Here is a 14972-nt window from a genome sequence, read left to right on the forward strand (position 1 = left end):
GGCGTTGGGCTGGTCAAGTTCTTTGCCAGCGAACGGAGAGGGCAGGAGGGCAGGAGGGCAGAAGGGCAGGAGAGCTTCGGACTCTCCTGCCCTCGCGCGATTCGCGCGCGCCCTCCTGCCCTCCTGCCCTCGTCCTACGCCGCGCGCTTGGAGTACTGTCGCACCGCGATCGTCACCATCGCCGCCGCGTAGACAGCGAGCGCGCCGAGCGGCTCCAGGATCGCGCCGAGCCCGGCGCCCTTCACGAGCACGGCGCGCGAGATCGACACGAAGTGCCGCACCGGGTTGAGCAGCGACACGATCTGCACCCACCGCGGCATGCTGTCGATCGGGGTGAACAGGCCGCTCATGAGCAGGTAGACCATGAGCACGAAGAACGTCACGAACATCGCCTGCTGCTGGGTCTCGACGAGCGTCGAGATCCAGAGCCCGATCGCCAGCGCGACGACGAGATACACGCACGCCGCGCCGAACAGCAGCAGCAGGCTGCCGCGTATCGGCACGCCGAAGGCGAGCCGCCCGACCGCGAGGCCCAACGACAGGTCGAGCAGCGCGAGCGCCCACAGCGGCAGCAGCTTGCCCGCCACGAACTCGGCCCGCGTGATCGGCGTCGCGTTGAGCTGCTCCAGCGTGCCCGCCTCCTTCTCCCGCGCGATGTTCTGCGCGGCGAGCAGCGTCGCGATCATCGTGACGAGCGCGACGAGGATGCCCGGCACCATGTAGTGCCGGTAGTCGAGCGTCGGGTTGTACCACGCGCGCTGCCGCAGCTCGAGCCGGCCGGCGCCGCGCGCGGGGCCCGCGGGGATCGGCCGACGCGCCGCGTCGAGCTCCGCGGCGTACGCCTCCACGATCTGCGCCGCGTACGTCTGCACGATCCCCGCGGCCGATCCCTTCTCGGCGTTCATCTCCAGACCCACCGCGGCGCTGCGCTCGCGCACGAGCGTCTCCTCGAAGCCGCGCGGCACCGTCACCACCGCCGTCGCGCGTCCGGCGAGCAGCGCACGCTCCGCGGAGTCCGGCGACGCCGACGCGCCGACGACGTGGAACAGCCCGGACGCCGTCAGCCGCGTGACGAGCCCGCGCGACACCGACGTGTGGTCGTGGTCCACGACGTACGTCGGCGTCGCCCGCACCGCGAACGTCGCGACGTTCGACAGCACGAGGAGCTGCACGAGCGGCATGACGAGGATCTGCGCCACGGTCGCGCGGTCGCGCACGATGTGCAGGACTTCCGCGCGGGCGAGGAACAGGGCTCGGCGAAGGGAGCGGCGCACGTCAACCCTCCAGCCGTACGCGGAACGATCGCGCGCTCGCGGCCAGCAGCACCACCGCCATCCCGAGCAGGACGAGCGTCTCGCGCCACAGGTACCCGAGCCCGACACCCTTCAGCATGATGCCGCGCGCCACCAGCACGAACCACTTCGCGGGCACGATGTTCGTCACGATCTGCAGCGCGCGCGGCATGCTCTCGATCGGGAAGACGAAGCCGGAGAGCATCATCGTCGGCAGCATCGTCCCGACGAGCGCGATCATCATCGCCACACGCTGCGACGAGGTGCGCGCCGAGACGAGGATCCCGAGCGCGAGCGACACGAGGATGAACAGCAGCCCCTCCGCGAGCAGCAGCGCGACGGAGCCGCGCACCGGCACGTGGAAGACGAGCCGTGCCTCCAGCAGCACGAGCAGCACGCTCGCGAACCCGATCGCCAGATACGGCGCGACCTTGCCGACGACGATCTGCCACGGCCGCAGCGGCGACACGAGCAGCGCCTCCATCGTGCCCGACTCCTTCTCGCGCGTCAGCGACAGCGCGGTCATGAGCGCCGACGTGATCGTGAGCACCATCGCCATGAGCCCGGGCACGAACAGGTTCGCGCTCTCGCGCGTCGGGTTGAAGCGCATGCGCACCTCGGGCACGATACGCAGCGGCGCGGGCCCGGCTCCCGCGGACGGTCGCGTCGACATCGCGCCGCGCAGCACCGCGACGACGTAGCCGAGCCGCGCGCTGCCGCCGTTCGGCTCCGCGGCATCGGCGACGACGAGCACGCGCGCCGCCAGCCCGCGCGCCTGGCGCTCGGCCAGCCTCGGCTCGAACGACACGACCACCTGCGCCGCGCCGCGCTGGAACAGCGAGTCGATCCCGTCGTCGTCGAGCGCGCCGAACGTGCGCACCACGCGCAGCGACGGCGTTCCCTGCAGCTCGCTGCGCAGCGCCAGCGTCGCCACGTCCGGCGCCGGGTCGACGACGGCGAGCCGCACGTCGTTCACGTCGGTGCGGATCGAGTAGCCGAACAGGATCACCTGCACGACCGGCAGCAGCACGAGCACCGCGAGCGTGCGCCGGTCGCGCAGCACGTGGTACACCTCCTTGCGGAGCAGGCCGGTGAGCGCGGTCATGCGCAGACAGGATCCAAGGACACGATGGGCAGGACGCGGGTGCCGTCCTTTCGGACAGGATGAACAGGACGGACAGGATGACCTTCAGGCCCGACAACACCAGAAATGTTGCTGGTGTCGCTGCTTATCCTGTCCATGCTGCTCATCCTGTCAAAACGAACGGCCGCCGTCATCCAGTTCATCCTGTCGCCTCCGCGGGGCGCGCCAGCCGCACGAACAGCTCGTCCACCGACTCCACGCCGAACTCCCGCTTGAGGTCCGCCGGCGCGCCGCACGCCTCGATGCGCCCCGCGACCATGATCGAGATCCGATCGCAGTACTCCGCCTCGTCCATGTAGTGCGTGGTGACGAACACCGTCGTCCCCGCGTGCGCCGCCTCGTAGATCATCTCCCAGAACTGCCGCCGCACGATCGGGTCGACGCCGCTCGTGGGCTCGTCGAGGAAGACGACGCGTGGCCGGTGCAGCAGCGCCACGGAGAACGCGAGCTTCTGCTTCCAGCCGAGCGGGATGTCGCGCACGCGGGCGCGCCGGTGTGCGGTGAGGCCGAGCCGCTCGAGCATCGCCGCGGCACGGTCGCGGATCTCGGCGTCGGTGAGGTCGTAGATGCCGCCGTAGAGCTGCACGTTCTCGCCGACGGTGAGGTCGTCGTACAGCGAGAAGCGCTGGCTCATGTAGCCGATGGCGCGCTTGATCGCCTCGCTCTCGGTGTACACGTCGAACCCGGCCACGCGCGCCTCGCCGCCGCTTGGCGCGAGCAGTCCGGTGAGCATGCGGATCGCGGTCGTCTTGCCGGCCCCGTTCGCACCGAGGAAGCCGAACACCTCGCCGGGCCACACGTCGAACGTGATGTGATCCACCGCCGTGAACGCGCCGAACGTCCGCGTGAGACCGCGTGCCTCGATCGCCGGGGCCGTCATGCCGCCGCCTCCTCGGTCATGCGCGCGATGAACGCGTCCTCGATCGTCGGCGCTGTCGCCTCGACGCGCGCGTCGGCGATGCCGCGCGCCCGCAGGAACTCGGCGAGCTCCCGCGCCAGCGGCTCCCGCGCCGCGTCGCGCCGCGCGTCGGCCACGTGCAGCGTCTCGCCGAACGGATACACCGCCTGCGCGTGCGGGTAGGCACGCGCCGCGGCGAGCGCGGCGAAGCGGTCGGCCGCGCGCACGGCGAGCAGCGGCCGGTCGTACGCCGCCGTCACGGCGGCGGGGGTGTCCACGGCGAGCAGCACGCCGCGCTGCACGAGCGCCACGCGGTCGCAGCGGTCCGCCTCGTCCATGTAGGGCGTCGACACGACGATCGTGAGCCCCGTCGCCTTCAGCGTGCCTAACAGATCCCACAGCTCGCGCCGCGACACCGCGTCCACGCCCGTCGTCGGCTCGTCGAGGAAGAGGATGCGCGGACGGTGCACGAGCGCGCAGCAGAGCGCGAGCTTCTGCTTCATGCCGCCGGAGAGCGCGGCGGCGCGACGGTCGCGGAACGGGGCGAGCTGGTCGTAGATGGGGGCGATCCCCTCGCGCTCCGCTTCCATCGTCGTGCCGAACACCGACGCGAAGAAGCGCACGTTCTCGTCGACGCTGAGGTCGGGGTAGAGCGAGAAGCGCCCGGGCATGTATCCCACCTCGCGCCGCAGCGTCCACAGCTCCCGCACGACGTCGCGGCCGAGCACGCGCGCCGCGCCGTCGTCGGGGACGAGCAGCGTCGCCAGGATGCGGAACAGCGTCGTCTTGCCGGCGCCGTCGGGACCGATGAAGCCGAACAGCTCCCCCTCGGCGACGGTGAAGCTCATCGCGTTCACCGCCACGGTGTCGCCGAAGCGCTTCGTCACCCGCTCGGCCTCGACGGCGGCGCTCATCGCGCGGCGGTCGCGAGCGGCACGAAGCGCACGTCGGCGGGCATCCCGATCTTCAGCGCGCCGTCGGCGTTCGGCACGCGGATCTTCACGGCGTACACGAGGCTCGTACGCTCGTCGCGCGTCTGGATCGGCGTCGGCGTGAACTCGGCCTCCGACGCGACCCACGACACGGTGCCGCTCAGCGCTCGACGCGCGCCGCCGGCCGCGTCCACGGTCACCGTCGCGCTGCGGCCGAGTCGCACCTGCGCGAGCTGCGACTCGGCGACGTAGGCGCGCAGCTCCATCGTGTCGAGGCTCGCGACGCGGTACAGCGGCTGGCCCGGCTGCACCACCTCGCCGGCCTTCGCGTACGTGGCGAGCACGGTGCCGTTCACCGGGTTGGCGACGCGACTGCGGCGGATCTGGTCGCGCAGCATCGCCGCGCGCGCGTCGGTCGACGCGACGTCCTGGCCGGCGGTGGTGTGCTGCGACCGCGCGGCGGCGATCTGCTCGCCGAGCACGCGGTAGTCGCGCTCCGTCTGGTCGAGCTGCTGCGCGGTGGCCGCCTGCTGATCGTAGAGCCGGCGCGTCCGCTCGTAGGCGCGTCGCGCGATCTCGCGCTGCACCTGCAGCACCCCGATCTGCTTCGTGACCTCGCTCGTGCGCGCCTCGCCGCCGGCACGCTGGGCGGCGATCTGTCGGAGCTGCAGCACGAGCGGCGTCGTGTCGACCACGGCCGCGGTCGCGCCGGCGGGGAGTCGGTCGCCTTCCACCGGCGCGAACGCGATGAGCCGCCCGCCGACTTCCGCGCCGACGACGACGGCGGGGGCCTCCATGGTGCCGTAGGCGTCGGGCTGGTCCTTCGGGGCGCAGGCGGCCACGCTCACGAGCGCGATCCTGAGGAGTACCCCCGCTGCGTGGCTGCGTAGCTGCGTGGCTGCGTCGCGCGCGCTCACGCAGCCACGCAGCCACGCAGCGGTGTAGTCGGCGTTAGGCATCAGGGGATCTCCAACCCGAGTGTCGTGAGGAAGCGCGCCCGTGCCGCGGCCAGCGCGACGCGGTGCTCGTCGCGCGCGAGCCGGGCGGCGAGCAGCTCCGCCTCGCGGCTCGCGTACTCCGCGGCCGTCACCACCCCCTCGCCGAGCCGAGCGCGCGTCTCGCGCTCGACGCCCTCGCGCAGCGCGACGATGCCGTCGTCGAGCGCCATGGTGGCGGCGACCCGGTCGATCGTCGCGAGGTCGCCCTCCACGGCGCGGCGCAGCTGACGCGTGAGCGCGGCCTCGTTCGCGTCGACCACCTCGCGCTGGAGCGTGATCGCCTCGCGCTCGCGCGCCGCCGTGCCCCACGTCCATGGCGTCCACCGGAGCTGCACGCCGCCGAGCCAGTACGTGTCGAACGCGGTGGCGAGCGGATTGAGCCCCGGACGGCCGTAGCCGGCGCGCGCGAACGCCGAGATCTGCGGCCGCTCGCGCGCCGTCTGCAGCTCCGCCTGTCGCGCGAGCCGCTCGCGCGTCGCCTCGAGCTGCGCGTACTCGGGTCGCGCGCGCACCGAGTCGAGCGACGCACGCGCCCGCGCCGCCGCCGCGGCGAGGTCGGGGAGGGCGAGCGGCGCATTCGTGTCGGGCGCTGCGTCGGTGAGCTCGGCCAGCCGGGCGAGCGCGGCGCGCCGGTCGGCATCGGCCTGCAGGAGATCCTGCCGCCGCTGCAGCAGCGTGGCCGCGATCGACGCCGTGTCGCTCGGCAGCGCCGCGCCGCCGCGCACGCGGACGACTGCGTCGCGCAGCCGCGCCTCCAGCTCGACGAGCGTCGCGGCGAGCGTCGCATGGCGGGCGTCGAGGGCGGCCGCGGCGAAGAACGACTCCACCACCTCCTGCCGCAGCGCGAACAGCGACGCCCGCACGCCGGCCTGCGTCTCCGCGAGCTGCGCGCGCTCCGCGCCACGCCGCGCGGCGCGCGTGGGATCGAGGAGCGAGAGCTGGGCCTCCGCGTGCGCGTCATACGTGTCGTGCGGCGGCGACGGAACGCGGACGTTCGGCAGCGCGAGTGGCACGCGCGGCACGTCGGACTGGTACTGCGCCTGCCCGGCGGCGGCGAGCTGCGGCAGCCGCTCCGCGTCGAGGTTGCGCAGCCGCAGCGCCGACTGCTCCGCCGCGATGTCGATCTGCCGCCGCCGCGGGTCGGCGGCGAGGGCGGCCCGCATCACGACCGGAAGGCGAAGCGTGTCCGCCGGCTGGGCGGCGAGGGGAGCGCCTAACGACAGGCAAAACAATGAAACCGCAGAGGACGCAGAGAACGCAGAGGAGAACCAATCCCGTTGGTGTCCTCTGCGTCCTGTGCGTCCTCCGCGGTTCAGCGAAGGCCGTCTCATGGCCGCAGCGCGTCGAGGAAGAAGGCGGGGAGCGCGGTCTTGCGCTCCTCGATCAGGCGCCGGAACCCCGCGGCGTCGAGCTGCAGCGCGGCGCACAGCAGCGGCCGCGCCGCGAACGGGAAGATGCACAGCGAGATCAGGTTCACCACGAACTGCTCGGCCGCGATCGGACGCAGCGTGCGCGCGGCCACCCGCGCGTCGATCTGCTTCTGCAGCGTCGCGCGGACCTTCGGCACGACGCCGCCGAGCTCCAGCCCGGTGAGCGACTTCACGAGCTGCGGCACGCGGTCCGGGTGCTGGTTCATCTCGGCGATGAGGTACGCCGGCACGTACGGGTTCTTCGCGAGCGCGTCGAGCTCGAACGCGACGAACCGGCGGACCTTCTCCTCGATCTCCATGTCGGAGCCGAGCAGCGCGATGAGCGGCGGGAAGAGGCCGCGCATGATGCGCGCGAACACCGCCTCGGCCAGGCGGTCCTTGGAGCGGAAGTAGTAGTGGAGCAGCGCCTTGTTGACCCCGGCCTCGTCGGCGATCTCCTGCGTGCGCGCGCCGGCGGTGCCGCGGCGGAGGAACACCGCGTGGGCCGCATCGAGGATGCGCTGCTCGGTGTCGCGGTCGCGCGGGTTAGCCACCTGGTTTGACTATCTGGTTAACTCCAACATGCGACGCGCCCGCCGGCCGCGCAAGGGCGGATCCGACGGGCGGCCCTTACCGCTGGCGGCTAGCGACTCACTGCCGCGCGACGAGCGACGTGAGACCCACGAGATACTCCCGCACCTGCGGGTCGTACGTCACGCGATACGCGGTCGGATAGTCGCCCGGCTGCGCGTACCGCTGCGGCACCGAGATCGACGCCACGTCGTCCGGGTGCGTCAGCAGGTACTCGCGCGTCACCATCGGCTCGAGGAACGTGAATGCGCCGTTCCACGAGCCGTAGATGAACGTCTTCGTGAACGGGTGATACGCCTCGGGATGGCCGAGCATCCCCTGCAGCTCCGGCGAGCGCGTGTCGAACCAGTGCACGCCCATCATCGGCACCGCCTGCTCGGCCGGCACGCCCGGCACCACGTAGAACGGCGGCACGACGTCGCCGGTGGGCAGGTCGTTCGCCTTCGCCGCGAACTGCGGATCGCTCGGCAGGATCGCGTCGCGCGCCGCCTGCGGTACGGTGTAGAAATGGAAGTCGAAGTGCGGCACCGTGTACACGCCCGGCGGCGGATGCCCCTGCGGGTTCCAGTCGACCTCCGCGAACTGGTACGGCGCCGGTGCGTGCTCGGGCAGCGGGAGCAGCACCATCTGCATCGCGCCGTCGCTCGGCAGCCCATCGAGCGCGTCGGCGCTCAGCGCGACCCCGATCTCGAACGGCGCGTTGCCGTTCTGCGCGTCGAGCGCCACGTAGGTGCGCACCGTGCCGTGGCCGAGCGGCTGCGGCGCGCCGAGCTGCACGTGCACGCCGGGCCGGGCGTACCCCGCGCGGTCGAGCGTGGAGTCCGCCGCGCGGTACGGATCGGGCGCCGTCGCCGAGTCGGACGAGCACGCGGCGGCGAGCGCGAGGAGCGCGGCCGCTGCCGTTAGGCATGGGAGGCGGGACGTGGCGCGCATCACCTCACCTCCAGCTCGTGCATCATCCCGTGCGCCACGTGCGGCTTGCCGTCGGCCGCGTCGGGCACGAAGCAGAGCAGGGCGTACCGCCCCGGCGTCAGCGCCAGCGTGAGCTCGTTCTCGCCGTGCGCCGCGAGCGGGCTCACGCCGCCCACGAAGTGCGCCGGCGGCGGGCCCGCCATCTTCTCGGCCCACTTCGCCACGTCGCCGGCCGTCTTCCCCGGCAGCAGCCGGGCAATCGCCAGCTCGTGCGCCTGCGTGCCGGCGTTGCGCACCAGTACGCGCTCCACGCCGGCCCTCGGCGCGCGCGACGTGCGGAAGCCGTAGTCGTACAGCGTCACCGTGTCCGCCGGCGCCGCGGCGCGCGCCACTGCCGTCGCGGCCGGCGTGACGACGAGGTCGTGGTACATCCCCTTCATCGCGTGCGGCACGCCGTCAGGGCCGGGGATCACGCACACCGCCGCGTAGCGCCCCGCGTCCAGCCGTACCGTCGTCTCGAGCGACGTACCGCCGGGATCGACCGCGTTAGGCCCGCCGGCCGCCGCGGCCCACGACGGCGGCGGTCCGCCCTGCTTCAGCGCATGCACGTAGTCCGCGGCCGAGTGGCCGGGCGCGAGGCGGACGAGCATGAGGTGATGCGCCTCGCGGCCGCGGTTCACCAGGCGAAACGTCGTCGGGCCCGCCGGCAGCGTCGCGGGCATCGAGAAGCCATAGTCGGTCGCCTCCACGTTCACGGTCGGCGGCGCGTGCGTCGGCCGGCGGACGGCGCCGGGTGCGAGCAGCGCCGCACCCGCGAGCGTGGCGACGAGCTGGAACGACCACATCGAGTATGCCTCCTGCGCAGGACGTTAAGACACCGGGCCCGCCCGACCACTTGTGCGTCGCGTGCACGGTGATCAGGGTGCGATGAGGGGCGCGGTCCCGGCGCGAGCTCCTCACCGCGCACGATCGCCGACCGCGTCCCGCCCCGCCGTCCCCAGTTCTGGGGACCGGCCGCGAACGGGAGACGTCCATGGAAGCCGTCTATCGAAGCGTGCGACGCGCGTGCTACGCCGGGTTCGACTCGGTGACGCTGCGTCGCGAGGTCGCCGCGCGCGTCGCGCCGGCCGTGCCGTACGACAAGTACGCGTTCAGCACGTGCGACCCGGACACGGGCCTGATGACGCACACCGTCGCCGACGGCGTGACCAGCGACCTGGCGCGGGCATACGTCGAGCGGCTGTACCCGTACCACTGTGCGTGCCTAACGATGGACGTGCCGCGCACCGGTGTCGCCGTGTTCTCGATGCTCGACCTGTCGCCTCCGACGCGCGACGTGCTCGCGGCGCACGGCTTCGACGAGCAGCTCCAGGTGTCGCTCACCGCCGAGGGACGACTGGTGGGCACCTGGTGCATGATGCGCGCGGACGACGCCCCGCCGCCGCGCGACGCCGAGCGCGCCCTGCTACGTCGCCTGATCCCACACGTCACCCGCGGCCTGCAGGCGGCCGCGCGCGTGGACCATGGCCTCGCCGCGGCGCGGGGCGGGGCAATCGACGACGCGGACCACGCGCCCGGCATCCTCGTGCTCGACGCGCGCGACCGGCCCACCACGCGCACGCCACTCGCCGCGGCGTGGCTCGACGATCTCGCGGACGTCGGCCTCGACATGCCGGACGGGCTGCCGCTCGCCGTCCACGCGCTCGTCGTGCGGCTGCGCGCCGTGCGCGCGGACGTGGCGGCCGACGCGCACGTGCGGTTGCGCGGGCGGTCCGGCCGGTGGTACGTGCTGCGTGCGTCGCTCGCCGAGCCGGACGCGTACGGCGAGTGCGCGATCGTCGTCGTCGTGCGGCCGGCCGTGCCGCGCGAGGTGGCGACGCTGCTCACCCGGCTCTACGGCCTCTCGACCCGCGAGCGCGAGATCGCCGCGGCGGTCGCGCGCGGGGAGTCGACGAAGGAGATCGCCGCCGCGTTGGGCCTCTCGCCGCACACGGTGCTCGAGCACATCGACCGGGCGTGCGGCAAGATCGGCGTGCACGGGCGCAAGGCGCTGATCGCGAAGCTGTTCTTCGACGGGTACCACCCACTGCTGGGGCAGTCGGCCTGACGAGCGTCAGTCCGGCCCGTGCCGCATCGCCGTGACCGGCGACACCCGCGCCGCGTGCAGTGCCGGCAGCAGCGCGGCCGCCGCCGCGACCGCGAGCAGCAGCGCGCCGACGGTCACGAACGACACCGCGTCCGCCGCGCCGACGCCGAACAGCAGCGCCGTCATCGACCGCGCGAGCACGAGCGCCGCCGCGGTGCCGAGCGCGACGCCCAACGCCGCGCGCGCCACCGCCCGCCGTACCACGTCGAGCAGCACCGCCGACCGACGCGCGCCGAGCGCGAAGCGGATGCCCAGCTCGGCCCGTCGGTCCGCGACGTCCGACGACAGCACGCCGAAGATCCCGACCGCCGCGAGCAGCAGCGCCAGCGTCGCGAACGCGCCGAGCAGCAGCGTCGTGAAGCGGTCGCGCGCCACCGCGTCGTCCACGAGCTCGTCGAGCGTGCGCGCCGCGTACAGCGGCAGCGTCGGGTCCAGCGCGGCGAGCGTCGCGCGCAGCGAGGCGAGCGCGGTCGCCGGCGCACCGTCCACGCGCACCACGAGGTCGCGCGTGCCGTCGGGGAACCGCTCCGCCGAGAGATACGCCGTCGGACGGGGCGAGGCGTGCGGATCCATGAGGCGCACGTCGCCCACGACGCCGACCACCTCGGCCTCGATGCCGTCGAACATCGCCAGACGCACGCGCCGGCCGACCGCACGCGCGCCGGGCCACAGCGTCCGTGTCAGCGCCTCGTTCACGACCACGCGCGGCACGCCGTCCGGGCGCTCACGCGCGTCGAACGGCACGCCGCCGACGACCGGGATGCGCAGCGCGGCGAAGTACTCGCGGTCCACGAACCGCACGTCGGCGACGGGCGCGTCCGGCGACCTGGGACGCGCGGCATCGGACACCGTCGTCGCGGGACCGAGGCCGCCTAACGGCCGCGTGTTCGTCAGCCCCGCCGCCCGCACGCCCGGGAGCGCGCGCACCCGCCCGAGCAGCTCGGCGTAGAACGCGCGCTGCCGCGCCGGCGACGCGTACCGCTCGCCGCTCAGCGCGACGCGCGCGGTGACGACGTGCTCGGCGCGGAACCCGAGGTCCACGTGCCGCAGGGCGACGAAGCTGCGCGTCATCAGCGCCGCGAGCGCGGCGAGCACGAGGCCGAGCGCCACCTCCGTCACCACGAGCGGTCCGGCGCTGCGCCGGCGGCGCGCCGTCGTGCGCTCGCGCATCGACGACGCGATGTGTGTCGCCGTGCCGCCCGCCGAGCCGCCGAGCGCGCCAACGCACCCGAACACGAGCGTCGCCGCGACGGCCGCCGCGAGCCCGAACAGCAGCACCGGCGCGTCGACGCGGATGTCGGCCGCGCGGGGCAGGTCGGGCGGCAGGAGTCGCACCAGCAGCCGCACGCCGGCGAGCGCGACGCCGACGCCGGCCACCGCGCCCGCGGCCCCGAGCAGCATGCTCTGCGTGAGGAGCTGCCGCATCAGCCGCGCGCGCGACGCGCCCAACGCGCGCCGCATCGCGAGCTCGTGGCGGTGCCGCCGCATGCGCGCGAGCGTGAGCATCGCCACGTTCGTCACCGCCATCGCCGCGAGCAGCGCCACGGTGCCGAGCAGCACGACGAGCGCCGTGCGCACGTCGCCCGTCATCTGCTCGGCCAGCGGCACCACCGTCGCCGTCCAGCCGCGGTCGTCGGGCTCCTCGCGCGCGAGCCGCGCGCTCACCGCCGCCATCTCCGTCGCCGCCTGCGCCGCGGTGACGGCCGGCCGCAATCGCCCGAGCACGAGCAGGAACCGGCCCCACGAGCGCTGCTGCGGCGTCGGCACCAGCGGCACCCAGAACGCCTGCTCCTGCAGCCACCCCACACGCGGGGGCTGGAAGCCGGGCGGCATCACGCCGGCGATCGTGTAATCGCGGTCCTCGATCCGCACGGCGTGGCCGATGATGCCGCGGTCGCCGCCGAAGCGCGTGCGCCAGAGCGCGTCGCTGAGCACGATCACGTCGCTCGCGCCCGCGGCGACGTCGCGGGGCCCGAACACGCGTCCCACCGCCGGCGTCGCGCCGAGCAGCGCGAAGTACTCCGCCGACACCTCCGCGCCGAGCACGTGCTCCGCGGCGCCGCCGTCGTACGCCGGGAGCGTGACCGGCTTCGGCACGAGCGCCGCGAGGGCCTCGAACGAGCGTGACCGGACGCGCCACGCCTCGAAGTTCCTCACCGAGACGACGTTCGTGCCGCCGCGGCGCGCCGCGTCGCGCTCCCACACCATCACCAGCTGCGCGGGGTGGCGGTACGGCAGGGGGCGCAGCAGCACGCCGTACACGACGCTGAAGATCGCGGTGGCCGCGCCGATGCCTAACGCGAACGTGAGCGCGGTCGCCGTCGTGAGCAGCGGGGCGCGGCGCAGCACGCGCGTCGCCCACCGCGCGTCGACGAGCGCGCTCTCGAGGAGCCGCAGCCCGCGCGCGGCGCGCGCCTCCTCCTTGAACCGCTCCACGCGCCCGAAGTCGCGCAGCGCCGCGGCGCGCGCCGCATCGGGCGACAGTCCCTGCCTGACGCGTTCGGCCGTCTCGCACTCGATGTGGTGGCGCATCTCGTCGTCAATGCGCCGCTCGAACGCCTCGCGCGCGAGCACCACGCGCGCTCGGCGCATCCACCGCCGCAGCCACTGCATGCGAGCCTCCGCGCTCCAGCGCGTCTCAGGTGGTGCCGAGCACGTTCTCCACGGCGCCGGAGAACAGCCGCCACGCCGCGACCTCCTGCGTGAGCTGGCGCCGGCCGGCGGCCGTCAGGCGGTACAGCTTGATGCGCCGTCCCTCGGGCGAGGTGCCGTCGTCCCCGGTGATCCACCCGCGGTCCTCGAGGCGGTACAGGGCGGGGTAGAGCGATCCCTGATTCACGCGCAGCACGTCGCGCGACATCTCCTGGATGCGCTTCGACACCGCCCATCCGTGGAGCGCGCCGAGGGCGAGCGCGCGGAGGATGAGCAGGTCGAGCGTGCCGTGCAGCAGGTCGGGCTTCGCGGTGGGCATGGGCCTCATACCTTGTCATTCGACAATAGAGTGCCGGCGGCTGTTGTCGATTGTCAAGGTATCCCGTGACGAGCGGTGGCCGCGCCCACCCGGACTCCACGTACGTGTTGTCGTAGGACTGAAGAAGGACTGAAGAGGGACTGAAGAAGGAGAACACCAACAAGAAGTGTTGGTCCTTCTTCAGTCCTCCTTTAGTCCTTCTTCAGTCCTACCAGACCACGTACGTGGAGCCCTGCCGCCCCGCGACGCGCTCAGTGCCGCTGGCCCACCACCGCCGCGTCGAGCTTCCAGAGCTGCACGCGTCCGAGCGTCGAGAGCGGGATCGCGAGCCGCCAGCGCCGCGTGTCGACGCCGATGTCCGCCGGCTCGGGCACCTCGCGCACGAGCTGCCGGTCGTCGCGCCCGCGCAGCACGTGCACGCTGGAGTCCTTCCAGCTCGTGTACAGGATCGCGCCCCCCGGCATCGCCTCGACGCCGTCGAAGTTGCCGAGCACCGAGCTGTGGATCACCTGCCGCGTCGCGCCGGTGCGCGGCATCGTCGCCACCTCGCCAACGAACGGGTCGAACGACACCGTCACCCACCGGCCGGCCGAGGAGTCCCACGTCACGCCGTTAGGCTGGCGCAGGCGCAGGTCGTTCGCCACCTCCGTGATCGCGCCCCCCGGCCCGACGTCGAAGATGCGGTCGGGGCCCGTGTGGATGACGCCCATCAAGGTCATCTCGATCCCCGTGTCGCTCACCCGCAGGTGCCCGTCCGGCCCCACCGCGATGTCGTTCAGCAGCACCGCGTGCACCGGCGCGAAGTCGACCGTCGCGATCGGCCGACCGGTGTGGCGGTCGAAGCCGCGCAGCACGTCGATGTCGCACGCCCACAGCGTGTCGCCGTGGATCGCCATCCCCTTCGGCGCGTTCAGCGTCACGCCATCCTTGCCGCCGACCGCGAACAGCGCCGCCCCGTACGGGCTCTCCGCCGCGACGCGCGTGATGTACCCGTTGCCATCCTTGTCCGACCCGTTGCCGGTCATGTTCGACACGAAGTACACGTCCTGCTCCGCGTCGTAGCGCACCGACTCCGGATCCTGGAACCCGGTGAGGTTCGCCACGAAGCTCGCCTCGGACGACGAGATGCCGACCACCACCGAGTCCGCACCGGTCGCCACGGTGTCCGCGTACGCGTCGCGCACCGGCGACTGGCGCGCGTTGCACGCCACGAGCACCAGAAGGCCGAGCGTGGAGCGGAGAGCGTGGAGCGTGGCAGCGGAGGCGCTCCACGCTCCACGCTCCACGCTCGACGCTCGCTGTGAGCGACGAAGGCGCATCATCGGAGCGTGTAGAGGTAGGCGGCGATGTGCCGCACGTCCGAGTCGGTCACGCCGGTGTTCGGCATCGCCGTCAGCGAGTCCACGCCCTTCGGGTTCATGATCCACTTCATCATGTTCTCCGGCGTGTTCGGCAGCACGCCGCCGATGTAGCTGCGGCTCGCGATCCCCGAGAGCGGCGGGCCCACCAGCCCGTCCGCGCCGGCCACGCCGGGAATCGTGTGGCACGCCTGGCACCCGTACTTCCGCATCAGCGGCGGTCCGTACGACGGGTCGCCGCCGGTCAGCGCCGCCGCCTCGCGCCGCGCTTCGGCGTTAGGCAGCTCGCAGGCCGCGAGCAGCAGGGCCGACGCAGCCACG

General features: G+C 73.2%; 14 protein-coding genes. 1 reads left to right on the forward strand and 13 read right to left on the reverse strand.

Annotated elements, in window-relative coordinates:
- Positions 1 to 134: 134 nt before the first annotated feature.
- The 9 genes from J421_RS08830 to J421_RS08870 form a co-directional block, all read right to left on the reverse strand.
- Positions 135 to 1274, reverse strand: a complete 1140-nt coding sequence (locus J421_RS08830; protein WP_158508707.1) for an ABC transporter permease — start codon at positions 1272 to 1274, stop codon at positions 135 to 137.
- 1 nt (position 1275) lies between these two features.
- The gene (locus J421_RS08835) at positions 1276 to 2397 is read right to left on the reverse strand and encodes an ABC transporter permease (RefSeq protein ID WP_025410815.1); all 1122 of its coding nucleotides are present in this window, start codon (positions 2395 to 2397) and stop codon (positions 1276 to 1278) included.
- Positions 2398 to 2575: 178 nt separating this feature from the next.
- The gene (locus J421_RS08840; RefSeq protein ID WP_025410816.1) at positions 2576 to 3316 is read right to left on the reverse strand and encodes an ABC transporter ATP-binding protein; all 741 of its coding nucleotides are present in this window, start codon (positions 3314 to 3316) and stop codon (positions 2576 to 2578) included.
- Positions 3313 to 4248: an ABC transporter ATP-binding protein gene (locus J421_RS08845; protein ID WP_025410817.1), complete on the reverse strand. Its 936-nt coding sequence runs from the start codon at positions 4246 to 4248 to the stop codon at positions 3313 to 3315. Before J421_RS08845 ends, J421_RS08840 begins: the two co-directional genes overlap by 4 nt.
- The gene (locus tag J421_RS08850) at positions 4245 to 5225 is read right to left on the reverse strand and encodes an HlyD family secretion protein (RefSeq protein WP_025410818.1); all 981 of its coding nucleotides are present in this window, start codon (positions 5223 to 5225) and stop codon (positions 4245 to 4247) included. Before J421_RS08850 ends, J421_RS08845 begins: the two co-directional genes overlap by 4 nt.
- Positions 5225 to 6427 carry a TolC family protein gene (locus J421_RS08855; protein WP_025410819.1) on the reverse strand — a complete coding sequence of 401 codons (1203 nt, stop codon included), beginning with the start codon at positions 6425 to 6427 and terminating at the stop codon, positions 5225 to 5227. Before J421_RS08855 ends, J421_RS08850 begins: the two co-directional genes overlap by 1 nt.
- A gap of 164 nt (positions 6428 to 6591) precedes the next feature.
- Positions 6592 to 7227 (reverse strand): TetR/AcrR family transcriptional regulator, encoded by a 636-nt coding sequence (locus J421_RS08860; protein WP_025410820.1) that lies wholly within the window; start codon positions 7225 to 7227, stop codon positions 6592 to 6594.
- 97 nt (positions 7228 to 7324) lie between these two features.
- A complete protein-coding gene (locus J421_RS08865) occupies positions 7325 to 8197 on the reverse strand; it encodes a DUF5602 domain-containing protein (RefSeq protein WP_025410821.1) in 873 nt (290 codons plus the stop codon).
- Entirely contained in the window at positions 8197 to 9021 is an 825-nt protein-coding gene (locus J421_RS08870) for a cupredoxin domain-containing protein (protein ID WP_025410822.1), read from the reverse strand. Before J421_RS08870 ends, J421_RS08865 begins: the two co-directional genes overlap by 1 nt.
- Before the next feature lie 188 nt (positions 9022 to 9209).
- Here J421_RS08870 and J421_RS08875 point away from each other — a divergent pair, with 188 nt between their 5' ends.
- A complete protein-coding gene (locus J421_RS08875; RefSeq protein WP_025410823.1) occupies positions 9210 to 10283 on the forward strand; it encodes a helix-turn-helix transcriptional regulator in 1074 nt (357 codons plus the stop codon).
- A gap of 6 nt (positions 10284 to 10289) precedes the next feature.
- Here the strand turns inward: J421_RS08875 and J421_RS08880 are convergent, their stop codons facing one another.
- The 4 genes from J421_RS08880 to J421_RS08895 all read right to left on the reverse strand — a co-directional run bounded on the left by J421_RS08880 (position 10290) and on the right by J421_RS08895 (position 14971).
- Complete coding sequence (locus tag J421_RS08880) at positions 10290 to 12935, reverse strand: ABC transporter permease (RefSeq protein WP_025410824.1); 2646 nt, start codon at positions 12933 to 12935, stop codon at positions 10290 to 10292.
- A 25-nt stretch (positions 12936 to 12960) separates the two neighbouring features.
- Positions 12961 to 13293, reverse strand: coding sequence for a PadR family transcriptional regulator (locus tag J421_RS08885; protein ID WP_025410825.1), 333 nt, complete (start codon positions 13291 to 13293; stop codon positions 12961 to 12963).
- Between the two features lie 251 nt (positions 13294 to 13544).
- On the reverse strand, positions 13545 to 14615 hold the full coding sequence (locus J421_RS08890) for an SMP-30/gluconolactonase/LRE family protein (RefSeq protein WP_148306225.1): 1071 nt from the start codon (positions 14613 to 14615) through the stop codon (positions 13545 to 13547).
- On the reverse strand, positions 14612 to 14971 hold the full coding sequence (locus J421_RS08895; protein WP_201773125.1) for a c-type cytochrome: 360 nt from the start codon (positions 14969 to 14971) through the stop codon (positions 14612 to 14614). The genes J421_RS08890 and J421_RS08895 overlap by 4 nt, the downstream gene beginning before the upstream one ends.
- Between the last annotated feature and the right edge of the window lies 1 nt (position 14972).

This window comes from Gemmatirosa kalamazoonensis (assembly GCF_000522985.1).
In the GTDB taxonomy this organism is placed as follows: domain Bacteria; phylum Gemmatimonadota; class Gemmatimonadetes; order Gemmatimonadales; family Gemmatimonadaceae; genus Gemmatirosa; species Gemmatirosa kalamazoonensis.